The sequence below is a fragment of the Brevundimonas nasdae genome (assembly GCF_019395145.1).
Classification (GTDB): Bacteria; Pseudomonadota; Alphaproteobacteria; order Caulobacterales; family Caulobacteraceae; genus Brevundimonas; species Brevundimonas nasdae.
Genome location: NZ_CP080034.1, coordinates 1,607,679 through 1,631,736, shown reverse-complemented (window position 1 = coordinate 1,631,736; position 24,058 = coordinate 1,607,679). Strand labels below are relative to the sequence as shown.

23 protein-coding genes are annotated in these 24,058 nt (G+C 65.7%); 17 read left to right on the top strand and 6 right to left on the bottom strand.

What is annotated here, in order from left to right:
• The first annotated feature begins 346 nt into the window (after positions 1 to 346).
• From KWG56_RS07965 to KWG56_RS07950, 4 genes are all read left to right on the top strand, one after another.
• Positions 347 to 1,618, top strand: a complete 1,272-nt coding sequence (locus KWG56_RS07965; RefSeq protein WP_219354378.1) for an acyl-CoA dehydrogenase family protein — start codon at positions 347 to 349, stop codon at positions 1,616 to 1,618.
• Positions 1,619 to 1,668: 50 nt separating this feature from the next.
• Positions 1,669 to 2,439, top strand: coding sequence for an SDR family NAD(P)-dependent oxidoreductase (locus KWG56_RS07960; protein ID WP_219354377.1), 771 nt, complete (start codon positions 1,669 to 1,671; stop codon positions 2,437 to 2,439).
• Positions 2,440 to 2,553: 114 nt separating this feature from the next.
• Complete coding sequence (locus KWG56_RS07955) at positions 2,554 to 3,804, top strand: TetR/AcrR family transcriptional regulator (RefSeq protein ID WP_219354376.1); 1,251 nt, start codon at positions 2,554 to 2,556, stop codon at positions 3,802 to 3,804.
• 203 nt (positions 3,805 to 4,007) lie between these two features.
• Positions 4,008 to 5,138 (top strand): zinc-binding dehydrogenase, encoded by a 1,131-nt coding sequence (locus KWG56_RS07950; protein ID WP_219354375.1) that lies wholly within the window; start codon positions 4,008 to 4,010, stop codon positions 5,136 to 5,138.
• Between the two features lie 33 nt (positions 5,139 to 5,171).
• Here the strand turns inward: KWG56_RS07950 and KWG56_RS07945 are convergent, their stop codons facing one another.
• Positions 5,172 to 5,624: a MarR family winged helix-turn-helix transcriptional regulator gene (locus tag KWG56_RS07945; RefSeq protein WP_201100228.1), complete on the bottom strand. Its 453-nt coding sequence runs from the start codon at positions 5,622 to 5,624 to the stop codon at positions 5,172 to 5,174.
• 60 nt (positions 5,625 to 5,684) lie between these two features.
• Here KWG56_RS07945 and KWG56_RS07940 point away from each other — a divergent pair, with 60 nt between their 5' ends.
• A complete protein-coding gene (locus KWG56_RS07940; RefSeq protein WP_219354374.1) occupies positions 5,685 to 6,830 on the top strand; it encodes an FAD-dependent oxidoreductase in 1,146 nt (381 codons plus the stop codon).
• Positions 6,831 to 6,836: 6 nt separating this feature from the next.
• Here the strand turns inward: KWG56_RS07940 and KWG56_RS07935 are convergent, their stop codons facing one another.
• The 3 genes from KWG56_RS07935 to KWG56_RS07925 all read right to left on the bottom strand — a co-directional run bounded on the left by KWG56_RS07935 (position 6,837) and on the right by KWG56_RS07925 (position 9,731).
• Entirely contained in the window at positions 6,837 to 8,078 is a 1,242-nt protein-coding gene (locus KWG56_RS07935; RefSeq protein WP_244999693.1) for an SAM-dependent methyltransferase, read from the bottom strand.
• Positions 8,079 to 8,137: 59 nt separating this feature from the next.
• The gene (locus KWG56_RS07930) at positions 8,138 to 9,103 is read right to left on the bottom strand and encodes a FecR family protein (RefSeq protein ID WP_219354373.1); all 966 of its coding nucleotides are present in this window, start codon (positions 9,101 to 9,103) and stop codon (positions 8,138 to 8,140) included.
• A gap of 106 nt (positions 9,104 to 9,209) precedes the next feature.
• Positions 9,210 to 9,731, bottom strand: coding sequence for an RNA polymerase sigma factor (locus tag KWG56_RS07925; RefSeq protein WP_201100231.1), 522 nt, complete (start codon positions 9,729 to 9,731; stop codon positions 9,210 to 9,212).
• Positions 9,732 to 9,898: 167 nt separating this feature from the next.
• On the opposite strand from KWG56_RS07925, the gene KWG56_RS07920 reads away from it, so the two are divergent.
• The 12 genes from KWG56_RS07920 (at position 9,899) to KWG56_RS07865 (ending at position 20,515) form a co-directional block, all read left to right on the top strand.
• Positions 9,899 to 10,567 carry an MtnX-like HAD-IB family phosphatase gene (locus KWG56_RS07920; protein ID WP_219354372.1) on the top strand — a complete coding sequence of 223 codons (669 nt, stop codon included), beginning with the start codon at positions 9,899 to 9,901 and terminating at the stop codon, positions 10,565 to 10,567.
• Between the two features lie 15 nt (positions 10,568 to 10,582).
• Complete coding sequence (locus KWG56_RS07915) at positions 10,583 to 11,986, top strand: aspartate aminotransferase family protein (RefSeq protein ID WP_219354371.1); 1,404 nt, start codon at positions 10,583 to 10,585, stop codon at positions 11,984 to 11,986.
• A gap of 8 nt (positions 11,987 to 11,994) precedes the next feature.
• The gene (locus KWG56_RS07910; protein ID WP_219354370.1) at positions 11,995 to 12,912 is read left to right on the top strand and encodes an arginase family protein; all 918 of its coding nucleotides are present in this window, start codon (positions 11,995 to 11,997) and stop codon (positions 12,910 to 12,912) included.
• Positions 12,909 to 13,271 (top strand): EamA family transporter, encoded by a 363-nt coding sequence (locus KWG56_RS07905; RefSeq protein WP_219354369.1) that lies wholly within the window; start codon positions 12,909 to 12,911, stop codon positions 13,269 to 13,271. Before KWG56_RS07910 ends, KWG56_RS07905 begins: the two co-directional genes overlap by 4 nt.
• A 23-nt stretch (positions 13,272 to 13,294) precedes the next feature.
• A complete protein-coding gene (locus KWG56_RS07900) occupies positions 13,295 to 14,143 on the top strand; it encodes an alpha/beta hydrolase (RefSeq protein WP_219354368.1) in 849 nt (282 codons plus the stop codon).
• On the top strand, positions 14,136 to 15,248 hold the full coding sequence (locus KWG56_RS07895; protein WP_219354367.1) for a GNAT family N-acetyltransferase: 1,113 nt from the start codon (positions 14,136 to 14,138) through the stop codon (positions 15,246 to 15,248). Before KWG56_RS07900 ends, KWG56_RS07895 begins: the two co-directional genes overlap by 8 nt.
• Positions 15,245 to 15,652, top strand: coding sequence for a DMT family transporter (locus tag KWG56_RS07890; RefSeq protein WP_201100238.1), 408 nt, complete (start codon positions 15,245 to 15,247; stop codon positions 15,650 to 15,652). The genes KWG56_RS07895 and KWG56_RS07890 overlap by 4 nt, the downstream gene beginning before the upstream one ends.
• Positions 15,649 to 16,779 (top strand): ABC transporter permease, encoded by a 1,131-nt coding sequence (locus KWG56_RS07885; RefSeq protein ID WP_219354366.1) that lies wholly within the window; start codon positions 15,649 to 15,651, stop codon positions 16,777 to 16,779. The genes KWG56_RS07890 and KWG56_RS07885 overlap by 4 nt, the downstream gene beginning before the upstream one ends.
• Positions 16,776 to 17,654 (top strand): efflux RND transporter periplasmic adaptor subunit, encoded by an 879-nt coding sequence (locus KWG56_RS07880; RefSeq protein WP_219354365.1) that lies wholly within the window; start codon positions 16,776 to 16,778, stop codon positions 17,652 to 17,654. Before KWG56_RS07885 ends, KWG56_RS07880 begins: the two co-directional genes overlap by 4 nt.
• Positions 17,651 to 18,976, top strand: a complete 1,326-nt coding sequence (locus KWG56_RS07875; protein ID WP_219354364.1) for a TolC family protein — start codon at positions 17,651 to 17,653, stop codon at positions 18,974 to 18,976. The genes KWG56_RS07880 and KWG56_RS07875 overlap by 4 nt, the downstream gene beginning before the upstream one ends.
• Positions 18,973 to 19,683, top strand: a complete 711-nt coding sequence (locus tag KWG56_RS07870; protein WP_219354363.1) for an ABC transporter ATP-binding protein — start codon at positions 18,973 to 18,975, stop codon at positions 19,681 to 19,683. Before KWG56_RS07875 ends, KWG56_RS07870 begins: the two co-directional genes overlap by 4 nt.
• Before the next feature lie 70 nt (positions 19,684 to 19,753).
• A complete protein-coding gene (locus tag KWG56_RS07865; RefSeq protein ID WP_219354362.1) occupies positions 19,754 to 20,515 on the top strand; it encodes a class I SAM-dependent methyltransferase in 762 nt (253 codons plus the stop codon).
• A gap of 191 nt (positions 20,516 to 20,706) precedes the next feature.
• Here KWG56_RS07865 and KWG56_RS07860 read toward each other — a convergent pair whose 3' ends face one another.
• Together KWG56_RS07860 and KWG56_RS07855 are read right to left on the bottom strand one after the other, a co-directional pair.
• Positions 20,707 to 22,380 carry an AMP-binding protein gene (locus tag KWG56_RS07860; protein ID WP_244999692.1) on the bottom strand — a complete coding sequence of 558 codons (1,674 nt, stop codon included), beginning with the start codon at positions 22,378 to 22,380 and terminating at the stop codon, positions 20,707 to 20,709.
• 32 nt (positions 22,381 to 22,412) lie between these two features.
• On the bottom strand, positions 22,413 to 24,053 hold the full coding sequence (locus KWG56_RS07855; protein ID WP_219354361.1) for a tannase/feruloyl esterase family alpha/beta hydrolase: 1,641 nt from the start codon (positions 24,051 to 24,053) through the stop codon (positions 22,413 to 22,415).
• Positions 24,054 to 24,058: the final 5 nt, after the last annotated feature.

The following is a 24,058-nucleotide window of genomic DNA, read 5'->3' as shown; positions in this document are numbered from 1 at the left end:
GTCGTTTCCTCTACTGCTGGCCCGTTTGCCGGGCTCTTGAGTATTTTGAACGCACAGCCTCCCCGGAAGCGATGGCGGCCGCGACCGGATGTGCTGTAGTTTCGAACTTGAGGTATGATCGAGATTGGAGTCAAGCCAATCCGTTCCAAGCCCCAGGACGCAGACCGCACATCGGGGCCATAGGCGCTGAAAATATTGATACAAGAGAATTGAACCGGGGTGACGGCGCCGGGTTTCAGGCCGCATATCCGGGGCTTGCGTCCGTCGTCCGCAGCCGATACTCCAAATATCGAATATTTGGTATGGCAACCGAAGCGCAGCGGCGCTTCAACCTCAGGAGACGCGCGTGGACTTTCAGCTTTCGGACAGGGAGACGCATTTCCGCGATCGGGTGAAGGCGTTCATCGACACCCGCATCCGTCCGCGCCACGCCGATTATCTGGCCCAGCAGCGCGAGGGCGAACGCTGGAAGGTCATTCCGGTGATCGAGGAGATGAAGGTCCACGCGAAGGCCGAGGGGCTGTGGAACCTGTTCATGCCTCCGACCAGCGGCGCGCCCCATGTGGACGACAGCTTCGTGTTCGAGGGTACGCAACTGTCCAATCTGGAATACGCCCTGTGCGCCGAAGAGATGGGCAAGGTCGAATGGGCGTCCGAGGTGTTCAACTGCTCCGCGCCCGACACCGGCAATATGGAAGTGCTGAATCGATACGGCACGCTGGAGCAGAAGGAGCGCTGGCTGCGTCCGCTGATGAACGGCGAAATCCGCTCGGCCTTCCTGATGACCGAACCGGAAGTCGCTTCGTCCGACGCCACCAACATCCAGACCCGGATCGAGCGGGACGGCGACCACTATGTCATCAACGGCCGCAAATGGTGGTCGTCGGGCGCGGGCGATCCGCGCTGCAAACTGGCCATTGTCATGGGCCGCACCAATCCCGAGGCGGCGCGTCACCAGCAGCAGGCGCAGATTCTGGTCGACCTCTCGACCCCCGGTGTCCGCATCGAGCGGATGCTGTCGGTCTATGGCTATGACCACGCACCGCACGGCCATGCCGAAATCGCGCTGGAGAATGTGCGGGTGCCGGTCGAGAATCTGGTGCTGGGCGAGGGGCGTGGTTTCGAGATTTCGCAAGGACGGCTTGGCCCGGGCCGCATCCATCACTGCATGCGCACCATCGGCGCCGCCGAAATGGCGCTGGAGGCCATGTGCCGTCGACTGGTCAGCCGCGTCGCCTTCGGCAAGCGGATCAGCGACAATAACGTCTGGGAAGAGCGGATCGCCCGCGCCCGCATCGATATCGAATGCAGCCGCCTGCTGTGTCTGAAGGCCGCCGACATGATGGATCGGGCGGGCAACAAGTCGGCCCAGCTGGAGATCGCCCTGATCAAGGTGCAGGCGCCGACCATGGCGCTGAAAATTCTGGACGACGCCATTCAGGCGCACGGCGGCGGTGGTGTGTCGGGGGATTTCGAGTTGGCGGCGGCCTGGGCGGGCATCCGCACCCTGCGCTTCGCCGACGGTCCGGACGAGGTGCACAACCGCGCCATCGCCCGCGCCGAACTGGGCAAGTACGAGGACGTCGCCGCGCCGCGTCCAGAGTGGACCCACCGCTAACAGCCGCCGCCATTTGGCCTCAAGGCCGCATCGCATTTCAGGGTTTACGCATGTCTCAATTCGATCTGGCCGGTAAGGTCGTCATCATCACCGGCTCGTCGCGCGGCATCGGCAAGGCGGCGGCGGAAGAACTGGCCGCCAATGGCGCCAAGGTCGTCATCTCCAGCCGTAATCAGGACGCCTGCGACGTCGTGGCGGCCGAAATCAACGCGCGTCACGGCGATGGAACGGCCATCGCCGTCGCCGCCAGCATCGCCCATAAATCCCAGCTGGAGACTCTGGTCAGCGAGACGCGCAAGGCTTTCGGGCGCGTCGATGTCGTGGTCTGCAACGCCGCCAGCAATCCGCACTATGGCCCGATCGGCACCATCACTGACGAGCAGTTCCGCAAGATCTTCGACAACAACGTGCTGTCGAACCACTGGCTTATTCAGATGGTCATCGGCGAGATGGTCGAGCGCAAGGAGGGTTCGATCATCATCATCTCCTCGGTCGGCGGCTTGCGCGGCTCGGACATAATCGGCGGCTATAACGTCTCCAAGGCGGCGGACTTCCAGTTGGCGCGCAATCTGGCGGTCGAATACGGGCGCCACAACGTCCGCATCAACTGCATCGCGCCGGGTCTGGTCCGCACCGACTTCGCCAAGGCGCTGTGGGAAGACCCCAAGGTCGAAAAGTCCATGACCTCCGAGACCCCGCTGCGCCGCATCGGCGAACCGCATGAGATCGCGGGGGCGGTGACCTTCCTGGCCTCGTCGGCCTCGACCTTCATGACCGGGCAGGCGCTGATCGTGGACGGCGGCGCGACGATCCGATCCTGATCGAAAGCGGGGTCAGCCTGATGCTCGCAGCATCAGGCTGACTTTCCCCCGAGATTGGGTCCCGTTTTAGTGGGTCCGTTTTATTGGGCCCGTTTTATTGGGTATGTATCGCCAATGAGCAGCACGGATATCGAGCCTGCGGAATCGCGACGCCCCGCCCGCTATCACGCCAAGCGCGAGGCCATTCTCGCCGCCGCCGCCCTGGCCATCAACGAGCAGAGCGCCAAGGGTCTGACGCTGGCCGACGTGGGGCGCAGGGTCGGGCTGACCACGACCAGCGTCACCTATTATTTCAAGAAAAAGGAAGATCTGGCGGCGGCCTGTTTCAGCCGGACGCTGGACAAGCTGCTGGAGATTCTGGACCAGGCGTTGGAGGAGCCGACCCCCCAGTTGCGGGTGCGGCGTTATCTGTCGCTGCACATGGCGCGGCTGGCCCGGATTCAGGCGGGGCAGGAGGCGCCCTTCGCGGTGCTGTCCGATCTGCGCGCCATGGAAGACCCGCTGCGCGGCCAACTGCTGGCGGGCTGGCGCACCGTGTTCCGGCGGACCCGCAGCCTGTGGGGCTCGCCCGCGACGCGGGTTCACGCGGACCTCTACGGCGCCCGCGCGCATCTGTTGCTGGAGAAGACCTTCTGGCTGCCGGTCTGGCTGGACCGATATGACGCGCACGAGTTCGATCGGCTGGAAGCGCGCATGATGCAGTTGCTGACGCACGGCGTCGCAGCCGAAGGGCAGTCCTGGGCGCCGGAGCTGATCCCTCTGGTGCAGATTCAGGACGATGAAACGGTCAATCGCGACGCCTTCCTGCGCGTCGCCACGCGCCTGATGAACGAGGTCGGCTATCGCGGCGCGTCGGTTGAACGGATATCGGCCGAACTGAAGGTCACCAAGGGCAGTTTCTATCATCACATGGACGCCAAGGATGACCTGATCACCGCTTGTTATGACCGCAGCTTCAACATCATGACCACGGCGCAGCGTCTGTCGGACACGGTGGCGGGCAACCACTGGCGTCGGCTGTCCAGCGTTCTGGCCAGCATACTCAATCTTCAGTTGGCTAATGGCGAGGGGCTGCTGCGCACCACAGCCCTGACCAGTGTTCCAGCGCATGAGTTCGCCCTGATGCTGGAACGGTCGCACCGGATCGCCCAGTCCTATGCGGGCATGATCAGCGACGGCGTCGCCGAGGGGTCGATGCGGCCTGTCGATCCCTTCATCGCCAGTCAGGGTTTGGTCGCGTTGCAGAACGCCGCCTTCGACATGCGGAGTTGGGCTTCGACAATGCCGAGAGAGCGTGCGGTGGCCCTGTACGCCTCCAGCCTGGCCTTCGGCATGTTTGATGATCGGGTGCTTGAGGCGCTCTGAGGCGGTTCGTCGGCGTATTCCGCAGTCTTGCAGCCGTGGGCATACCCATTTTTCGATTTATGCCTTGATGCGTCCTGAGAAATGCTCCATCCCAAGGCGTCAGACAGCCGTCATTACGGCCGCGACCCCTATTTCCGCGTCGGCGAACACGCTGCCGCGTTCCCAAGCCGCCGCATGGCGTGACCAGACTGGAAAGACGGACCATGACCGACATCGCTTCCGGCATCGAACTCAGAACCCTGATCACCTCTGAGGGGCAGTTGCGGCTGTCGCTGGAGCGGGTTTCGGTTCCTCAGCCCGCAGACGGTCAGATTGTCGTGCGGGTCGAGGCTGCGCCGATCAGCCCGTCCGACCTCGCGCTTCTGCTTGGTCCTGCTGACCTCAGCACGGCGCGGGCCGAAGGGACGGCGGACAGCCCGGTTCTGGTTGCCGACGTGCCGCAGCGCCGACTGGCCATCATCAAAGGGCGGCTGGATCAGTCGATGCCTGCGGGCAATGAGGGCGCAGGAACCGTCATCGCGGCGGGCACCAAGGCCGAGCATCTGCTTGGCAAGACGGTCGCCATCGTCGGCGGGCCGACGTTCGCCCAATATGTCACCGTGCGCGCCCATGACGCCCTGGTGCTGCCGGAGGGCGCGACCGCCGTCGACGGCGCATCGGCCTTCGTCAATCCGATGACGGCGCTGGGCATGGTCGAGACGATGCGCCGCGAAGGCCATACGGCGCTGGTCCACACCGCCGCCGCCTCGAACCTGGGGCAGATGTTGAACAAGATCTGCCTGGCCGACGGCATCGGCTTGGTGAACATCGTCCGCAGTGCGGAACAGGCGGCCCTGTTGCGCGATATCGGCGCGAAACATGTGATCGACAGTACGTCGGAAAGCTTTGAAGCCGACCTGGCCGACGCCATCGCCGCGACCGGCGCGACCCTGGCGTTTGACGCCATCGGCGGGGGCAAGCTGGCCGGGCAAATCCTGAATGCGATGGAGATCGCGGTCATCCGCTCCGGCGCGCCCTTCAGCCGTTATGGCTCGTCGGTGCACAAACAGGTCTATATCTATGGCGGACTGGACCTGCGCCCGACCGAACTGACGCGCGGGTTCGGTATGAGCTGGGGCATTGGAGGCTGGCTGCTGCCGCCCAGCCTGGCCAAGTTCGGCATGGAGACGGTGATCGCCATGCGCAGCCGGGTCATGGCGGAACTGAAAACCACCTTCGCCAGCCGCTACACGGCGGAAATCTCTCTGGCCGACGCGCTGAAGCCCGAAATCGTCGCCGCCTATAATCGTCGCGCGACTGGCGAGAAATATCTGATCCTGCCGCAGAAGACCTGACCGGGCGGGGGCGTCGCCACCTTCGCGCCCCCTTCAGTCTGCTGTTTTCTCGATACGTGCCGCGACGCGGGCGAGGAGGGTGGATAGGGTTGCATGTTCCTTGGGCGTGAGGTCGGCGCAGATTTCGGCATCGAGCAGGCGCAGGGCGTCGCGGCCGGGTTCCAGCAGGCCGTGCGCATGGTCCGTCAATGCGATGAGGCTGCTGCGCCCGTCTGTGGGCGAGGGTTCGCGTTGGATCAGGTTGTCGCGTTCCATCCGCGCCAGCAACTGGGCCATACTGGGCTGTTCCACATCCGCGAACTCGGCCAGGGCCTTCTGCGTCAGACGTTCACCATTTTTCAGCGCGACCAGCACGGGCAGTTGGGCGGTCGTCACGCCTACCGACTTCAGACTGTCGTCCATACGCTTCATCAGCAGCTTGCCAAGGCGGCTGATGACCAGGGCGGGCATGGTTTCGGGCCGCCATTGCGACAGGGGCTTGTTCATTTGTATAGGTGGCTATATTTATTGATAGTGTCCTATATAAATTATCGAAGCTGGTTTGAAATGCAACATCCATCCATCGCCATCATCGGGGCTGGGCCTGCCGGGCTGACGGCCGCCAATATCCTGCACCGCGCCGGTTGGCGGGTGGAAGTCTTTGAGAGCGACGCCTCACTGACCGCGCGCGATCAGGGCGGCACCCTGGACCTGCATCCTGACAGCGGACAGTTGGCGCTGGTGAAGGCAGGGCTGCTGGACGATTTTCTGGCTGAGGCCCGGCATGAGGATCAGGAGCAGAGGGTCGCGGACTATGCGACCGGCACCCTGTTGCGTGAAGAAATGCCCGAGGTGGGAACCGGCGAGCGTCCCGAGATCGACCGGGCGTTGTTGCGCCAACTTCTGCTGCGTCCCTTGCCGGACGAACTGGTGTATTGGGGCGTGCGGGTCGAGGCGGTGACTGCGCTGGCGGACGGGCGTCACGAATTGCGCCTGAATACGGGTGTCGTGGGGCCGTTCGATCTGGTCATCGGCGCGGATGGCGCATGGTCGAGGGTGCGGACGGCGCTGACTGAGGCCCAGCCGGTCTATTCGGGCGTCACCTTCGTGGAGTTGTGGCTGAACGACGTGGATGCGCGCCATCCTGAGTTGGCCAGGCTGGTCGGCCATGGTTCGATGTACGCCCTACATGGCGGGGCGGGGATAATCGGTCAGCGGAATGGCGGCGGCACGGTCCGCGTCTATGCCTCCTTTCGAACCCGGCCCGAGGAGACGGATCGACCGGACAGGGTGTTGGCCGACATCACCAAGACGGAACTGCTGGAGCGGTTTCAGGGCTGGGCGTCTTCCCTGACCGCCTTGATAACCGATGCTGATCGGGTTGCGGCGGTTCGACCTATCATCGCCCTGCCGACCGAAACGCTGCGGTGGGAGCAAAGGGATGGCCTGACCCTGGTGGGGGATGCGGCCCATGTCATGCCGCCGATGGGCGTGGGGGTGAATCTGGCGATGCTGGACGCCGCCGAACTGGCCGAAGGGCTGGTTGCGGCCAAAGACTGGCGACAGGCCGTCCGCGACTATGAGGATGTCATGCTGGCCCGCGCAGCCGAGACGGCGGTCGAGTGCAATCAGGCCTTTGCCGACTGGTTCGCCGCCGATGGCGAACAGGCACTGCTGGATGACATGGAAGCGCGAAAAGAGGCCGCCGCCTGATCCGGCCTATTGCCAGCCCGTTTCGATTTCTCTCGCCCGCAGCGCGTCTTCGGCCTGTCCGATGTAGTTGCGGGTGAGGGGGACGGCGTGCTGGTTCTTGGCCAGCTGCAGCTGGAAGATGACGATGTCTTCGTGGCGGAAGGCGGCTTCGGCCATGGAGAGATAAAACTCCCACATCCGGCAGAAGCGGTCGTCGAACATGGCGACCGCCTCGTCGCGACGGGCCATGAAGGCGTCGCGCCAGGCCTTGAGAGTGAAGGCGTAGTGCAGACGCAGCACCTCGACATCGGTGATGATCAGGCCCGCACGTTCGATGGCCGTGGTCATGTCCGACAGCGAGGGCAGGTGGCCCCCGGGGAAGATGTAGCGGGTCAGCCAGGGATTGGTCGTGCTGGGTTCATCGGACGATCCGATGGTGTGCAGCAACATGACCCCGTCATCAGTCAGACGCTCGCGGCAGGTGTCGAAGAAGGCTTCGTAGAAGTTCAGGCCGACGTGTTCGAACATGCCCACCGAGACGATGCGGTCAAAGGTCTCTGGTGTTGCGCGATAGTCCTGAAGCCGGAAGTCGATCTTTCCGTCCAGCCCCAGCGCTGCGGCGCGGCTGCGGGCGCGGGCCAGTTGTTCGTCCGACAGGGTGACGCCGACGACCTGACCCGCCTGGGCGACGCCGGCCAGATAGAGCGCCATGCCGCCCCAACCGCAGCCGATCTCAAGCACACGGTCGCCGGGACGCAGGGCCATCTTGGCGGCGATATGGCGCTTCTTGGCCAGTTGGGCCTCGGCCAGAGACTGACCCGGATGCTCGAAATAGGCGCAGGAGTATTGCCAGTCCGGGTCCAGAAACAGGGCGTAGAAGGCGTCGCCCAGGTCATAGTGATGGGCCACGTTGCGGCGCGACCGGCCGGGATTGTTCCTCTGACCCCACAGGGACAGTTTCTGGCGGGTGCGTTCGACCCAGCGCGACAGGGCGGATGGGCGCGGATAGGTCTGGCCCAGCACCAGGCACAGGAAGTCGAAGACCGTGCCCTTTTCGACCAGCAGTCGGCTGTCGGTGAACAGTTCACCGGTGCGAAGTTCGGGCTGGAGCAGCAGTGACAGGACGGCGGCGTTATCGGTCAGCCGCACCACGATGGGATCGCCGGTCCCATCGCCCATGGACAGCTTGCTTCCGTTCGGCAGAATGACGGTCAGGTCGCCCGTGCGGACGTGTTTGCCCAATGTCGCTTCGACCAGACGCGTCAGCATTCAGAGGCTCCACCTATCGAGATCGTTCTGCGAATCTAAAGCGCCGAAAACAGGAACATTCAGTGCTCGGCCAGGGCGTAGATGGCGATCTGGTCGGCGCTTCTTTCGACCCGGATCGGCAGATAGTCGTCCAGCTTGTCGAGCACGGTCGCCTCGTCCGCCACCTTGAGCGCTCCGGTGAAACGCAGGGACGTGGCGGTAGGCATCACCACGACGGGCTTTTCAAAATAGCGGGACATATCCGCAGCCACCTCGCCCAGGGGGCGATCCTGATAGACGAGGACGCCATGACGCCAGGCGAAGGCGCGCGTGGGGTCCACTTCGGACACGTCGGCGGGGGCCTTTCGCAACTGGTTCAACTGCTGACCGGCAGCCAGGTGGAAGTCGGCGTCCTGGCCGGTGGTGGAGACGGCGACGGCCCCGCGCGCGACGCTGACGCGGAACATGTCATCGTGGCTGACCATGTCGAAGGCGGTGCCAAGCACGCGGACGGAGCGATGGCCCGAGCGGACTTCGAACGGGCGTGACGGATCATGGGCGACATCGAAGGCGGCCTCGCCTTCCTTCAGGACCACGGAACGCTTGTTGCGGCCCAGGCGCACGCGGATGTCGGTGGCCCGGTTCAGATAGATGCGCGACCCATCCTCCAGATCAATCGTCATCGGCGTCTCGTCAGCGCTGTAGGACTGAGACGTGGCCATTTCGATCAGTTGCGGCGACAGGCCCGCCGTCAGCGCCAGGGCCGCCGCCACGCCCGCGCCGCGCATAAAGCTGCGGCGGCGCCAGAGCGGGGGCGAGTCGTCATTGGCGGGCTTGATCGCGAGAGGCGTCTGATCCGTGACCGCCCAGGCCTGTTCGACCAGGGCATAGGCGCGTCGGTGGGCGCCGTCAGCTTCCAGCCAATCCTGGAACGACAGCCATTGATCTTCGGTCGCCGCCTCGTCCTGAAGCTGGACGAACCAGGTCAGGGCGCGTTCACGAATATCGGGTCGGATCTCGGTCGGGACTTCGGAATGCGTCGTCATTTCACCACCCCCTCCAGTCGCCAAGACCATGGGCCATGACGACAAGACGGCGCCGCGCCGCGACCACCACCGCGATTTTTTGCATTTTGTGGCGAAAAAGGGTCCATCACCGCTCCAGTTTCTCGGTGATGGCGCGCAGGGCGTCCATCATGTGCTTCTCGACAGAACTGCGCGAGATGCCCAGCCGGGCGGCGACTTCGGCATGGCTGACGCCATCAAACTTGTGCAGGCGGAAGATGCTCTGGGTGCGCGCGGGCAGCTTCTGGACGACACGGACGATACGCTCCAGACGGTCGCGGTCGATGACGATGGCTTCGGGGGAGGGCGCGCCGTCGGCCTCGGGCGTGACGCCTTCGACATGGGCGGCGTCGCGCCAGGCGGTGTCGCGCTGGCGTGATCTCTGCCATCCGCGCCAGCGGTCGATCAGCAGGTTGGACGCCAGTCGGTACAGATAGGCGCGCGGGTTCTGCACCTGGGCCTGTTCGGCGTCCAGGGCGATGACCTTGAGGTACAGTTCCTGGACCAGGTCCTCGACATCCGCCTCCGCCCCCAGACGGCTCTGGAAAAACCGCGTCATCGCCTGCCGCTGCAGGAGATAGGTTTCAACGAGCGTTGGCGGAGAGGTCATCACGGCCTGATCGGATGCTGGGACTGACACGCGTCCTCTGATCCCGGGCCACGTCGATGATGCGTCGTTGCGCTTCTCATGCCGCGTAGAAATTTTTGAGGCAAGTCGCTGTGCGCGTCGTCTTCCGAACATACCGCATGATCGCGGTCGAAACGCGAGCTTAGTGGATGCGTATCTTCTGCGACTTCGACGGGACAATCAGTCGAAGCGACACGACGGATTTCGTGCTGACCGCACTGGCGGACCCCGCCTGGCATGAGATTGAAGCCCGCTGGGAGTCCGGCGAAATCGACGCTGCGGAATGCATGCGTCTTCAGGTCGCCATGATCGGCGGTTCGGAGACGGACCTGAATACGGTGCTGGATCGTGTCGAACTGGACCCGCATTTCAAGAATTTCGTTCTCTGGGCCGAGGCGAACGGCCACCCGATCACCATCCTAAGCGACGGTGTGAACCATTTCATCAAACGCCTGCTGACGCGCGAGGGGCTGGGCCGTTTGCCGGTCTTCGCCAATGTGCTGGCTGGCCAAGCCGGTGATTGGGGGCTGGAGCAGCCCTGGATGCGCGCGGGCTGTGCGGGTGGGTCGGGCGTCTGCAAATGTGAAGTCGTGCGAACGACTGCACCAGAAACCGAGGGTCCGGTCGTCTTCGTCGGCGATGGACGTTCGGACTTCTGCGTTTCGGCCAAGGTCGACATCCTCTTCGCCAAGCATCGTTTGGCCGAGTACGCCGCTGCGCGCGGCGCAGAATTCCTCCCCTACGAAACCTTCGCGGATGTGACCGCGACGCTGAACGGTTTTGCGGCCGTTCCGGCGAAACAGGCCTGCGCGGTCTGACAACGGAAGCTGAGTATGCACGACAAGATCCTATCCCCCGTCGCACCGGTCGATGAAGCTGAACTGCGCCGTCTGGAAGCGGAATACTGCTCTTACGGCGACACCGTCCACTACATGGAGGAACCCAAGTTCTTCGACGGGTGCGAAGGCTCCTACATGTACGATGCCGAGGGCCGTCAGTTCCTCGACCTGCAGATGTGGTACTCGGCGGTCAACTTCGGCTATCGTAACCCGCGCCTGAACGCGGTCGCCCACCGCCAACTGGACACCCTGCCTCAGGTCGCCTCGCAGTATCTGCACCGCGAGAAGGTCGAGCTGGCCGCGATGATCGCCCAGGACATGGAGCGCAAGTTCGGCCGCAAGGGCCGCGTCCACTTCAACGTCGGTGGCGCCCAGGCGGTCGAGGACTCGCTGAAGCTGGTCCGCAACGCCTCGAACGGCAAGCAACTGATGTTCGCCTTTGAGGGCGGCTATCACGGGCGCACCCTGGGCGCATCGGCGATCACCTCATCGTACCGCTATCGCCGCCGCTTCGGCCACTTCAGCGATCGCGCCCAGTTCATCGAATTCCCGTACCACTTCCGCGGCCCCAAGGGCATGACGAAGGAAGAATACGGCCACTATTGCGTTCAGAAGTTCGCCCGCCTGTTCGAGACGGAATACAACGGCGTGCTGGACATCAAGACCGGCGAGGCGGAATACGCCGCCTTCTACATCGAGCCTATTCAGGGCACCGGCGGCTATGTGATCCCGCCGCCCAACTTTTTCATCGAACTGAAGAAGGTTCTGGACCAGCACGGCATCAAGCTGGTGGTCGATGAAATCCAGATGGGCATGTACCGGACCGGCAAGCTGTGGTCGATCGAGCACTTTGGCGTGCAGCCGGACGTGCTGGTCTTCGGCAAGGCCCTGACCAACGGTCTGAACCCGCTGTCGGGCGTCTGGGCGCGCGAAGAACTGATCAATCCGGGCATCTTCCCGCCCGGCTCGACCCACTCGACCTTCAACTCCAACCCGCTGGGCACGTCAGTGGCGCTGGAAGCCCTGAAGATGACGTCGGAAGTCGATTACGGCGCGGCCGTGATGGAGAAGGGCGCCTACTTCCTGAAGGGTCTGCAGGAGCTTCAGAAGCGCTGGCCCCAGATCGGCGACGTCGACGGCCTGGGCCTGGCCCTGCGCTGCGAGATTTGCCAGGAAGACGGCTTCACGCCGAACAAGGCGCTGCTGGACCTGATGGCCGACGAAGGCATGAAGGGTGATCTGGTCGCCAAGAGCGGCGCCTACGGCCTGATCCTGGACGTCGGCGGCTACTACAAGAACGTCATCACCCTGGCCCCGTCGCTGGAGATCACCCACGAAGAGATCGATCTGGCGATCGAGCTTCTGGACATCCTGCTGCGTCGCTGCACGGCGGCCTGAGACGGGTCGTGCGTCCGGTCCTGCTGCATCTCGACGACGCCCTGACGTCGCAAACGGCGTTGGAGGGGCGTGTCCTCTCTGACGGCGGGCGGTCCGTGGAGTGCCGCGATCTGGGGCCGTCGGTTCGTCTGTGGGGGCGTCCTGCGTCCCTGCAGGCGCTGGAGGACCGGGTGCGCGCCGGACTGGGCGACGACGCCCGGCCGCTGTTGACCTTCATGGGGTCAGGCGATTTCCACCACGTCAGCGCCTTGCTGGTGCGTCTGGCCAGTGAACGCGCGCCGGAAGAGGCGATCACCGTCGTTCACTTTGACAACCACCCTGACTGGGTGCGGTATCAGAACGGCCTGCACTGCGGGTCGTGGGTGGCGACGGCCGCGCGGCTGCCGTCTGTCAGCAAGGTCATCACCATGGGCGTGTGCAGCAGCGACATCCTGCCCCCGGGTTCGAAAGAGGGCGACGTCTCCCTGATCCAGGACGGGGTGCTGGAGCTTTACGCCCATGCCGCGCCCGGCGGCGGAACGCTGGATCTGTTCGGCAAGGACTTCGCCACCATCCAGTCGTTGGGCGAAGACGGTTTCGCCGACTTCCTGGCGACCCGGATCGAGACGGAAAGCCTCTACATCACCATCGACAAGGACGTGCTGCGTCCCGACGATGCGGCGACCAACTGGGATCAGGGGCAGATGACCCTGGCCTATCTGCAGCGCCTGCTGGCGGTGGCGGCCAGGGGGCGTCGTCTGGTCGGGGCCGATGTGATCGGCGACTGGTCGCACCCGCGCTATGGCGGCGGCGGTCTGGCGCCCCTGCTGAAGAAGGGCGAGGCCCTGCTGGACCAGCCCTGGTCCGCGCCATCGGTCGAGGCGCGCGCCCATAATCAGGCGGTGAACCTGAGCCTGTATGAAACCCTGCAGGAGCTGGCGGCATGAACGTCACCGCCCTGTCGTTCGTTTTGATCGCGGCCTGCGTCGCCGCCGAAATCTTCCACGAAGTGGCCTTCAAGGTCGCCGCCAACAGGGCGGGCGACAGCGACCACTATGTCCGCGATGTCGCGCGCCAGCCGTGGATGTGGTTCGGCATGGTGTTGTGGGCGATCCAGACCGGCCTCTGGATTGTAGTGCTGCAGTCTGTGCCGCTGGTCGTGGCCTTTCCCCTGATGACGCTGTCCTACGCCGGGGTTCCGGCGGCCAGCGCCCTGTTCCTGCATGAGCGGATGTCGAAACAGCAGATCATCGGCGCCATGCTGATCCTGGGCGGCGTCCTGTGCGTCGGCGCGACCGCCGCATGATCCTATCCAACAAGAGGCCCCTTATGGGACGCGAGACCGCCATTCAGGACCGCAGCTTTTCCGCCAGCGCCGGGAACGGCAAGGGCGTTCTGCTGCTGCATGGCATGACGGGTGCGCCGGGCGAGATGAAACCTCTGGCCAAGCGGCTGAAGCGTCGCGGTTTTGACTATTCCTGCCCGCAGCTGGCGGGTCACGGCGGCACCGAAAAAGACCTTCTGAAGACCGACTGGCGCGACTGGCTGGACAGCGCCCGCACGGCCTATGAGAAGTTCGCCCGCGAGGTGGACGAGGTCCATGTCGCGGGCATCTGCGCAGGCGGCGCCCTGGGCCTGCTGTTGGCGTCGGAAATTCCCGAAATCCGAAGCGCCGCTGTCTATTCGATGACGTTCGAATATGATGGCTGGAACATGCCGCGCTGGGCCATGGGCGCGCCGCTGATCCAGCTGGTCGCCAACCTGCCGGGCGTGCGCCACATCCCGATCAACGAACCGTCGCCGTTCGGCCTGAAGGACGAGCGCCTGCGCGCCATGGCCGCCAACGCCGCCGACGGCCTGATCGACGGGGCCATCGACATCATGCCGCTGGGCGCCTTGTATCAGCTGTATCGGCTGGGCCGCCGGGTCGAGGTCAAGGGGCCGTCAATCACCACCCCAACCCTGATCCTGCACGCATCGGAAGATGACATGAGCAGCCCCAAGAACGCCAAGCGGCTGCAGGCCTGCCTCGCGGGCGAGACGGAGCTGCACTATCTGAACGACAGCTTCCACATGATCCACGTCGACCGGGAACGCGATCTGGTCGCCGAATTGAGCGCCGACTTCTTCGCCCGTCACAGCGCCACCGCTTCGGTGCGCGAGGTGGTGGATGCCTGATGCGCGCATAGTTTCGTCAATCGCCGAGATCGGGCGTGAGGCCTGGGATCGGCTGTTCGTCGGCGAGGTCGAGGGCTACGACTATCTGCTGACGGTCGAGCGCGCGGGTCTGTCAGGTTTTGAATACCGTTATCTGGTGGTCGAGGAGGCGGGACGGGTGCTGGCGGGCGCGCCGATGTTCGTCACCACCTATCCGTTGGACACCACCCTGGCGGCGTCGGGACGCAAGGTCGTCGAGGGCGCGCGTAAGGTGTTTCCGGGACTTCTGACGCTGCGTCTGGCCTGCCTGGGATCACCCTGCACCGAGGCCCTGCCGCTGGGTTTCGCCGCCGAGGTGGACCAGGCGCAAAAGCCCGTTCTGCTGCGCCTGCTGCTGGACGCCTTCGAGGCCGAGGCGGCGCGGTCGCGGTGCGGGCTGATGGGACTGAAAGACGCATCGGAAGACCAGTATCCATTGTGGGATATGGTGGCGGCGACGCGGGGTTATCGCCGGATCGCGGGCCTGCCGGTCGCGCATCTGGACATCAGCTTCGACAGCGTTGACGCCTATTTGGCCGGGCGCTCAGCCGCGACCCGCAAGGATATGCGGCGCAAGCTGCGCAACCGCGCCAAGGTGCGGGTTGAGTGGCGCAATGATCTGGACGGGGTTCTGGACCGGGTCATGGAACTGTACCGCCAGACGCTGGCGCGGGCGGACATGACCTTCGAGGACCTGACGCCCGCCTATTTTACAGGCCTGTCCGAGACGATGGGCGATCGGGTGCAGTATGTTCTCTACTGGTCCGGGGAGGAACTGCTGGCGATGAACCTGCTGCTGTCTGGCGATGATGTTCTGGTCGACAAATTCTTCGTCATGGACGGGGAGGGCGGTCGTGCGCTGGACCTGTATTTCCTCAGTTGGTTCGCCAATATCGAACACTGCCTGCAAAACGGCATCGGCCGTTATCATGCGGGCGCAGCCGCCTATGAGGTCAAGCGGCGCCTGGGCAGCACTTTGACCGGCATGGGCCTGTATTTCCGGCACAGAAACCGCGTCCTGAACGGGGCTTTGAACCTGGCCGCGCCCCTCTTTGCGGCGGACCAGGGCGTGAAGGCGGCGGCATGACGATCTGGAGCCGCGAAAACGGAGATGGGCCGATCCCGCGCCGCGTGGCGCTGGTCGCCCTGTGCCTGGGCCTGCCCCTGCTGGGGCTGGGGTATCAGGTGGCGTCCAAGTTCACCGCTATGGCGCTGGACGACAAGCCGTTCGGTCTGGACTGGATCGTGGCGGCGCTGAGCCAGCCATGGGGACCGGCCCTGCTGGTCATCGAGGTGCTGAGCCTGATCGCCTGGATGGTGGTGCTGTCCGAGATCAAGTTGAGCGCGGCCTTCCCGATGCTGGCCCTTGGCTATGTGCTGGTGATGGTGACCGGCTGGCTGGTGTTCCATGAACAATTGCACTGGCTGCAGGCTGTGGGCGGCGTGGCCATCATGGCCGGGGTCTGGATGATCGGGCGGGAGCGAGCGTGAAGTCGCTTGCCCTCAAAAGCCTGATCCATGATTGGCGGCGGTTCTCGCCCGCCGTGGTGGCGGTGGCCTTTTCTGGCCTGCTGGTCCTGCTTCAGGCCGCGCTGATCCTGGGCATCTTCTCGCTGTCCAGCCTGTATGTGACCAAGTCGTCGGCGGATGTCTGGATCGGCTATCCGGGCGTGCAGAGCGTCGATCTGGGCCGTCCGATCAGCGAACAGGCCGAACTGTCGGCCTGGATGCAGCCGGGGGTGAAACAGGTCGAGCCTCTGCTTTGGGGATCGGGCCAGTGGCGCACCGAGACCCAAGGGGCGGTCAACGTCTATATCGTCGGCGTGGCGCTGGATGCGCAGGCCCTGGCATTGGCGGGCACGCTGGGGGCCGAGGAACGCTCGCGTCTGGCGGAGCCGGACACGGTGCTGATCGACGCCGCTGATATGAACAAGCTGGATGTGGCGCCCGGCGACACCGCCGAGATCAATGGACGCCGCGTCCGCATCGTGGGCCTGACCAATGGCCTGCGGGGGTTGGGCGGGGTCAATGTCATCGCCTCCGTGGCCACCACTCGCGCGCTTGATCCCGCAGCGGCGCCCAAGGGTCGCGTCGGCTATGTGCTGGCGCGGTTCGACACGCCCGAGAATGTCGCCGCCGCGACCAAGGCGCTTAACATGGTCGGCAAGCGCGCCGGGTTCGAGGCCATGCAGGCCGACGCCTTTGCGGACCGCAGCACCCTCTACTGGCTGGCGGAATCGGGGGCGGGCATCGCCTTCATCTTCGGCAGCATCGTCGCCGTCGCCGTCGCCGTCATCATCACCAGCCAGACCCTGACCGCCGCCGTCGTCGGGTCGATTCGCGAATACGCCGCCCTGCGCGCCCTGGGGTTCTCCATGGGATCGCTGCGCGCCATCGTGCTGGAGCAGAGCGCCTGGGTCGGCGTCGCCGGCCTAGCGGCGGCGGGCGTCATGACCCTGTTGCTGGCTGCGGTGGCGCGTACACAAGGCGTCCCCATCGTGCTGTCCCTGCCCATGATGGCGGGCGCAGGCATCCTCATCATCCTGGTGGCCCTGGGATCCGGCGCCTGGGCGCTGCGACGCGTGGGCAAGGCCGATCCCGCGAGCTTGCTGCTATGAAACTGCATCTTCCCCTACTGGCCTGTGTTCTGGCCGTCGCCGCCTGCAAGGGCGGGGATGCGAACAAGATCCCGACCGCCAATGTCGCACCGCCTGCCGCTGTGGCGCGCGGGGTCATCGACGCCGAGCCGGGTCTGGTGACCCTGGCTACGCCGTTCGACGGCGTGGTCCGGTCGCTGCGCGTCAAGGAAGGCGATCAGGTTGCGGCGGGCGCGCAACTGGCTAGTCTGGACGACCGCCTGGCCCGGCTGACCTTGACCGCCGCCAACGCTGAGATCACCGAGATCGAGGCCCGCGTCGCGGCGGCCAATGCTGCGGCGAACCGCGCCGATGTCGAGGCCGCACGCCTGCGACGTCTGGCCGACGCCGACGCCGGATCGCGCCAGGATGCGGACCGCGCCCGCGACGCGGCTCGACTGGCGCGTGACGAACTGACCACGGCCCAGCGTGCCGCCGACACGGCCCGCGCGCGCCGCCAACTGGACGCCTATGCCGTCGACGCCCGCACCATCACCGCGCCGACGGCGGGGCGGATCGTGCGGCGCTGGGTGTCGGAGGGTGCGTCGGTCACGGCGGGAACGCCGCTGTTCATGCTGGAGCCTGCGGGCGCCCGCGTCGTCCGCGCCGAGGTGGATGAAGAGTTCGCTGACAAGCTGAAGCCCGGCATGACGGCGACGGTCAGTCTGGAATCCGACACCTCGCGCACCTTCCAGGCGCGGCTGGTCCGTATTTCCGAGATGTTCGGGCCGAGCCAGATCGTCGGCGACCCGACCGCGCCATCGGATACGCGCAGCATTAGCGTGATCCTGCAGCCGACGGGTGAGCAACCTAATCTGCGTTTGGGCCAGCGCGTTCTGGTGCGGATCGCGCAGTGAAGCGGACGTTGATCACGACAGTCGTCGCGGCGGCCCTGATCGGACTGGGCGCCTGCGCGACCCCTGTGCCGAAGGAGCGACCCTCAGCCCTGCGCCTGACGCCGCCACAGGAGGCGGTGTGGACCGAGGACTTCGGTGATCCCATCCTGCGCGACCTGCTGGCGCGGGCGGACCTGGGCAATCTGGACGTGAAGGCGGCGCTGGCCCGTGCGGAACAGGCCCAGGCCGCCGTGGCCCTGACCCGATCCACGCGCACGCCGCGCATCGAGGTCGGGGTGGCCGGGGCCGCTGGCGGCACGTCGTTGCGACGCACCCGTCATGCCGCCTCGCCGACGTTGGAAGCCGCTTATGAGGCCGACCTGTGGGGACGCATCCGCCAGATGCGCACGGCAGTCGATGCCGACGCCGCCGCAGCAGCCGCCGACACTATCGAGGCGCGCAGACTGATCGCCGCCCAGACCGTCACCGCCTATGTCGCCTTGCGGGCGGCCCAGCAGGCCGAGGCTTCGGCCCAGCGCGCCGCCGCCGCCGCCGCCCGGCGCGTGGACCTGATGCGTGTGCGGGTCCAGAACGGCGCGGCGTCGAACGGCGAGGTGCTGGAGGCCGAGGTCGTGCGCGCCGAGGCCGAGGCCGTGGGTCGCGAAGCCCGCACCGAGGTGATCGCCCAGACCCTGCGGCTTGAGGCCCTGCTGGGCGGCGCGCGGGGTCTGGAACTGGCGTCTGCCGATCTGCCGCGCCTGCCTGCGGACGCGGACGGCCTGTCGTCCGATGCTGTCGATCACAGGCCCGAGGTTCATGCCGCCTTGCTGCGCCTTCAGTCGGCGGATGCACGACGGGCCGCCGCCGTGGCTGCGGAACGGCCACAGTTTCAGATCATCGCCGCCCTTGGCGCGCCCGATCCCGCCATCGCCACCCTGCTGGACGTCAAGACCCTTGCCTGGGCTCTGGCGGGCACGGTGACCCAGGCCGTTGTGGACGGGGGCGCCGCAGACGCGCGCATCGCCGCCGCCTCGTCCGAAGCGGATCAGGCCGAGATCGCCTGGCGCAAGGCTGTGGTCGACGGCTGGACCGAGATGCAGCTGGCCGTGCGGCGCGAGGCGGACGCCGCCGCCGCTGTCAGTCAGGCGAGCCTTGTCGACCGCACCGCGCGCACCGCCCTGCAGGCCGCCGAACGCCGCCACCGTGAAGGCGTGATCGACGGCGTGGCCATGGCCGACGCCGCGCTGGCGGTTGAGACGGCGCAACGCGCCCTGACACAGGCGCAGGCGCAGGCTTTGGCCGCCCGCGTCCAGCGCCGTCTGGCGACAGGGACCGGCGGATGAGGAACGAGCCGCTTCTGAACGCGCGCGGCGTGGGCAAGTCCTATGCGACCGGCGGCGGGCGGGTGATCGCTCTGCACCCCACCGATTTCGCCGTCGAGCGGGGCGAGTTCGTCATGGTGTCCGGTCCATCAGGCTCTGGAAAATCGACGCTGCTGGCCATCATCTCCGGCCTGCTGACGCCGGATGCGGGGCAGATCGAGGTGCTGGGGCGGGATATCACCGCCATGGGCAAGGCCGAGGCGGATGCCCTGAGGCTGGAGTCTTTCGGCTTCATCTTTCAGGGTTTTCACCTGCTGCCCGCCCTGACGGCCATGGAACAGGTCAGCATCGTTCTGCGACGCCAGGGACTGAAAAGCCGCCTGGCCGACACCCGTTCCGCTCTGGCGCTGGAGGCGGTGGGCCTGGGACATCGGTTGAAGAACAGGCCTGACTCGCTGTCGGGCGGCGAGCGTCAGCGGGTCGCCATCGCCCGCGCTCTGGCCAAGCGTCCGCAACTGATCTTCGCCGATGAACCGACCTCGGCTCTGGATTCGACCAATGGCCGTCAGGTCGCGGAAATGCTGCGCGCCACGGCGCTGGAGGACGGGGTCGGCGTGATCTGCGTCAGTCACGATCCCCGTCTGGAAGTCTATGCCGACCGGGTGGTGCGGATGGAGGACGGACGCATCACGGATCCGGGCGTGCGCAAGGAAGCCTATTCCGGCTGAGGACGCCCGACTGCGAACAAACGGCTCGTCGGGGTGTTCTGATTTCAGAATGGCGACGGAGGGTGAGCGAATGAGCGTCCATGACAGTGCGACCAAGGGCTATGCGGTAGGCGCGGAAACCTATGTGCGCGGGCGGCCCGGATATCCGCCAGAGGCGTCTGAATGGCTGCGCGACGTGGTCGGATTGGCGCCGGGCAGGCGGGTGCTGGACGTGGGATCGGGGACGGGCAAGTTCCTGCCATTGCTGCGGGCCAGCGGCGCCGATCTGATTGCGCTGGAGCCGGTCGCGGCGATGCGGCGGCAACTGTCGCAGGCCAATCCCGATGTCGAGGTTCTGGCCGGGGCGGCAGACAGCATCCCCTTGCCGAACGCCTCGGTCGATGCGGTGGTCTGCGCCCAGGCCTTCCACTGGTTCGCGACCAAGGAGGCGCTGGCGGAAATGCGCCGGGTCTTGAAGCCGGGCGGGGTGCTGGGCCTGATCTGGAATGTGCGCGACGAGACTGTGCCGTGGGTCGCGGCCCTGTCGGACATCACCGACGCCCTGAACGCCGACACGCCCCGTTACCGCACCGGCGAATGGCGCAGTGTCTTTCCGGCGGACGGCTTGCGTGAACTGGGCGAGCGTCATGCGGTCAACAGCCATGTCGGACCGGCGGATCAAGTCGTGGTCGCCCGCACCCTGTCGGTCAGCTTCATCGCCGCCCTGCCGCAGGAGCAGCAGCAGAAGGCGGAACAACAGGTCCGCGACCTGATCGCCCGCACGCCCGAGCTTCAGACGCCCGAGGTCGCCTTCCCCTATCGCACGGTGATGATCGCCTTCGCCAAGACCTAGGCTAATCGATATTCAGTCGGTCGAAATCATAAATCGGTCATTCCGGGGCTGAGCGAAGCGAAGAGCCCGGAACCCAGGGCTGCGCCGGCCATTGCTGGCCGTATTCGGCGCCGGATTGCGAGCCTCCTGGGTTCCGGGTTCGTCCTGCGGACGCCCCGGAATGACGGTTTGGAACTGAATGTCGATCGAACCTAGACGGCGGCGGCGTTCAGTTCCTCGATCATCATGTCGCGCATGACGAACTTCTGGATCTTGCCGGTGACGGTCAGGGGGAATTCGGTGACGAAGCGGACGTAGTGGGGCAGCTTCTGGTGGGCGATCTCGCCCCGGCAGAAGGCCAGAAGCTCTTCGTGCTCCATCGTCTCGCCATCGACCAGCCGCACCCAGGCGCAGACCTGTTCGCCGTAGCGGTCGTCAGGCACGCCGAAGACCTGAACGTCCTGGATCTTGGGGTGGCGGTACAGGTATTCCTCGATCTCGCGCGGATAGAGGTTTTCGCCGCCGCGAATGATCATGTCCTTCAACCGTCCGACAATCTGGCAGTAGCCTTCGTCGTCGAAGGTGGCCAGGTCGCCGCTGTGCATCCAGCCGTCGGCGTCGATGGAGGCGGCGGTCTGCTCCGGGTCGTTCCAGTAGCCGATCATGACCGAATAGCCGCGCGTGCAAAGCTCTCCCGGCTGGCCGTAGGGCAGGACGGCGCCGTCCGCATCAACGATCTTGCATTCGACGTGCGGGTGGATGCGGCCAACGGTGGAGACGCGGCGCTCCAGCGGATCATCGCCGCCACTCTGGAAGCTGAGAGGGCTGGTCTCGGTCATGCCGTAGCCGATGGTGATGTCGCGCATGTGCATCCGCTCGATGACCTTCTTCATCACTTCGATAGGACAGGGTGAGCCGGCCATGATGCCGGTGCGCAGTCGGGTCAGGTCGAACTCGGCGAAGCGAGGATGCTCCAGCGCGGCGATGAACATGGTCGGCACGCCGTACAGGGCGGTGCAGCGTTCGGATGCAGCGGCTTCCAGCGTCGCCAGTGCGTCGAAACCTTCACCGGGGAAGATCATGGCCGAGCCATGCGAGACGGCGGCCATGACGCTGAGCACCATGCCGAAGCAGTGATACAGCGGCACCGGCGTGCAGATCCGGTCGTCGGGCGTTATGGCCATGGCCACGCCGGCCAGATAGCCGTTGTTCAGGATGTTGTGGTGGCTGAGGGTCACGCCCTTGGGCCGTCCGGTGGTGCCGCTGGTGAACTGGATGTTGATGGGGTCGTGGCAGGTCAGGATGGGCTCGACCGCCTTCAGATCGTCGAGGCCCGTTGTGCGACCCAGCGTCTCGATGGCGTCAAAACCGATGGCCCCCGCCAGCGTCGGCGTCTCCATCTGGATGATCAGCTTCAGGTCGGGCAGGCGGCGTGCATTCAGACCCAGCGGTGTAGGCGCGTCCAGTTCCGGCGCCAGGGTGCGGATCAGGGTTGGATAGTCGCTGGTCTTGAACGGCGGCGACAGGACCAGGGCGCGGCACCCCACCTTCTTCAACGCATAGTCCAGCTCGTCCAGACGATAGGCCGGGTTGATGGTGGTCAGGATCAGCCCCGCCTTGGCGGCGGCGAACTGGGTGATGATCCATTCGACGCGGTTCAGCGACCAGATGCCGATGCGGTCGCCGGGGCGCAGGCCGGACGCCAGCAGGCCAGAGGCGAAATCCTCGGCCCGCCGGTTCAGTTCGCGCCACGTCAGTCGGATATTCTGCGCCGTGCAGACGACGGCCTCATGGTCGCCCCAGTTCAGGGCCGCACGACTGAGCGCGGCCCCGATGGTGTGGGTCAGAAGAGGGGGCTGGGCGGAGCCCCGAACGTGACTTTCCATGTTCAACTCCATCTGGCTCCCAGTCCCTGTTTTCAGCTTTTCGTGGCCGCCGGCGGCGGGACGACGCATTCGAAGTTCGCCTCGTCATTGGTGGCGCCTTCGCCCTTCCAGCGCGCCACGGCCGGATAGGCGCACAGCGGACGGGTGCTGAGGGCGGGGCCCGTCGGCATGTTCAGGAAGACGGCCAGATCGTTGGCGTATTTGCTGGCGACGATGCGGTCCGGCGCCGGGCCGCCTTCGACCCAGGCGTCGAGCGCGCCCAGAATGTCGAATGAGTTGGGGCCGGGGCCGCCGAAGCAGTGGCCCATGGCCGGAACCATGAACAGGCGGGCGAACTCGTCCGTCTCGTCCACGCCCATGGTTTCGCGCACATTGTCGAAGTAGCGGATGGTGCCCTCGGCGGGCAGGGCCGCGTCGTTCCAGCCGTGATACATCAAGAGCTTGCCGCCCGAGGCCTTGAAGGCGCTCATGTCCGGGTTGTCGGAATCGGTGACGCTCGCCATCCGCTCGTGAACTGTGTCGAAACTCTTGTCGAAGTCGAACTGGCTGAGCTGCCAGTCTGCCTGATCGAAGACGAAGTTGGCGAAGAAGGAGCGGGCGAAGTCCGGGTGCTGGGCCGTGTCGCTGGTGATCCACAGGTCCCAGCCCGAACGCTGGGCCTCGCCGCCGGGCGCAAAGCCGGGATAGAGGGAGGCGCCGGTCAGGCCGCGACGCGGGCCGCCATAAAGACCCTTGAGCCCCGTCAGTTGTTCCGGGCTGAGGCAGCCTTCGCTAGCGTCATTGCTGCACAGGACCGTGGCTGGATCGAAGTGGCAGATGCGCGGATCTTCGATCACGCCATCCTTGACGCCGTCCAGTTCATCGCAGGCGGCGATGGCGGCGGCTTGGATGCGGGCCAGGTTCGGGGCCTTCAGCTGGCTGGCGGGGTTTTCGTGCACCATCTTCCAGGACCAGGCGAAGGTGGTCATCAGATGGGTCCAGGCGGCGCCCGGCGCACCCGCGATGATGCCGTCGAAATCGTCGGGATAGCGTTGCGCCTCCATCAAGGCCTCACGCCCGCCGTCCGAACAGCCCTGGAAATAGGAGCGGACGGGCGCGCGGCCGTAATAGGCAGCGATCACGGCCTTGGCGGCGACGGCGGTGACGTGGTTGGCGCGGTGGCCGAAGTCGATGATCTTCTCAGGCTGGTTCAACGCCCAGGAGGCGTCCTTGCCGTCCGCGCCCGGTTCAGTGTGGCCCATGTCGGTGCCGGCGACCGCGTATCCGCGCGTGACATTGGCGCGCATGGCCAGACGGGGCGGACCCAGAGAGCCGCCGAAACCGGCGTTGCCCGTGGCGGCGAACTTGCCGTTCCAGTTTCCGGCGACCGGCAGCCACAGCTCGGAGCGGATTTCCGAACCCGCGACCGGCGTCAGGGTCACCGACACGCGGCAATAGGCGGTCTCAGCGGGGAGGGACGGAATGCCGAAGGCCTCCATCGGCTGCCGGTCGCCGACCTTCATCGCCACAGCATCCGTGATCCGGGTATGCGGCAGGCGCAGGTTCTTCAGGGCGCCGCAGGCGGGATCAGCGGCGTCGGGCGAGACTGGAGCGGCGGTTTGGGCGTTCGCCGCGCAGGCGGCGGCGAGGACCGCGACGGCGGACGCCGCGGCCAGGCTGGTTCTCAGCATCATTGTCG

Excerpts from the sequence above, each read along its gene's own strand:
- KWG56_RS07960 (WP_219354377.1), top strand. The coding sequence starts at position 1,669 with ATGTCTCAATTCGATCTGGCCGGTAAGGTCGTCATCATCACCGGCTCG.
- KWG56_RS07955 (WP_219354376.1), top strand. The coding sequence starts at position 2,554 with ATGAGCAGCACGGATATCGAGCCTGCGGAATCGCGACGCCCCGCCCGC.
- KWG56_RS07950 (WP_219354375.1), top strand. The coding sequence starts at position 4,008 with ATGACCGACATCGCTTCCGGCATCGAACTCAGAACCCTGATCACCTCT.
- KWG56_RS07945 (WP_201100228.1), bottom strand. The coding sequence starts at position 5,624 with ATGAACAAGCCCCTGTCGCAATGGCGGCCCGAAACCATGCCCGCCCTG.
- KWG56_RS07940 (WP_219354374.1), top strand. The coding sequence starts at position 5,685 with ATGCAACATCCATCCATCGCCATCATCGGGGCTGGGCCTGCCGGGCTG.
- KWG56_RS07935 (WP_244999693.1), bottom strand. The coding sequence starts at position 8,078 with ATGCTGACGCGTCTGGTCGAAGCGACATTGGGCAAACACGTCCGCACG.
- KWG56_RS07930 (WP_219354373.1), bottom strand. The coding sequence starts at position 9,103 with ATGACGACGCATTCCGAAGTCCCGACCGAGATCCGACCCGATATTCGT.
- KWG56_RS07925 (WP_201100231.1), bottom strand. The coding sequence starts at position 9,731 with ATGACCTCTCCGCCAACGCTCGTTGAAACCTATCTCCTGCAGCGGCAG.
- KWG56_RS07920 (WP_219354372.1), top strand. The coding sequence starts at position 9,899 with ATGCGTATCTTCTGCGACTTCGACGGGACAATCAGTCGAAGCGACACG.
- KWG56_RS07915 (WP_219354371.1), top strand. The coding sequence starts at position 10,583 with ATGCACGACAAGATCCTATCCCCCGTCGCACCGGTCGATGAAGCTGAA.
- KWG56_RS07905 (WP_219354369.1), top strand. The coding sequence starts at position 12,909 with ATGAACGTCACCGCCCTGTCGTTCGTTTTGATCGCGGCCTGCGTCGCC.
- KWG56_RS07900 (WP_219354368.1), top strand. The coding sequence starts at position 13,295 with ATGGGACGCGAGACCGCCATTCAGGACCGCAGCTTTTCCGCCAGCGCC.
- KWG56_RS07895 (WP_219354367.1), top strand. The coding sequence starts at position 14,136 with ATGCCTGATGCGCGCATAGTTTCGTCAATCGCCGAGATCGGGCGTGAG.
- KWG56_RS07890 (WP_201100238.1), top strand. The coding sequence starts at position 15,245 with ATGACGATCTGGAGCCGCGAAAACGGAGATGGGCCGATCCCGCGCCGC.
- KWG56_RS07880 (WP_219354365.1), top strand. The coding sequence starts at position 16,776 with ATGAAACTGCATCTTCCCCTACTGGCCTGTGTTCTGGCCGTCGCCGCC.
- KWG56_RS07870 (WP_219354363.1), top strand. The coding sequence starts at position 18,973 with ATGAGGAACGAGCCGCTTCTGAACGCGCGCGGCGTGGGCAAGTCCTAT.
- KWG56_RS07865 (WP_219354362.1), top strand. The coding sequence starts at position 19,754 with ATGAGCGTCCATGACAGTGCGACCAAGGGCTATGCGGTAGGCGCGGAA.
- KWG56_RS07860 (WP_244999692.1), bottom strand. The coding sequence starts at position 22,380 with ATGGAAAGTCACGTTCGGGGCTCCGCCCAGCCCCCTCTTCTGACCCAC.
- KWG56_RS07855 (WP_219354361.1), bottom strand. The coding sequence starts at position 24,053 with ATGATGCTGAGAACCAGCCTGGCCGCGGCGTCCGCCGTCGCGGTCCTC.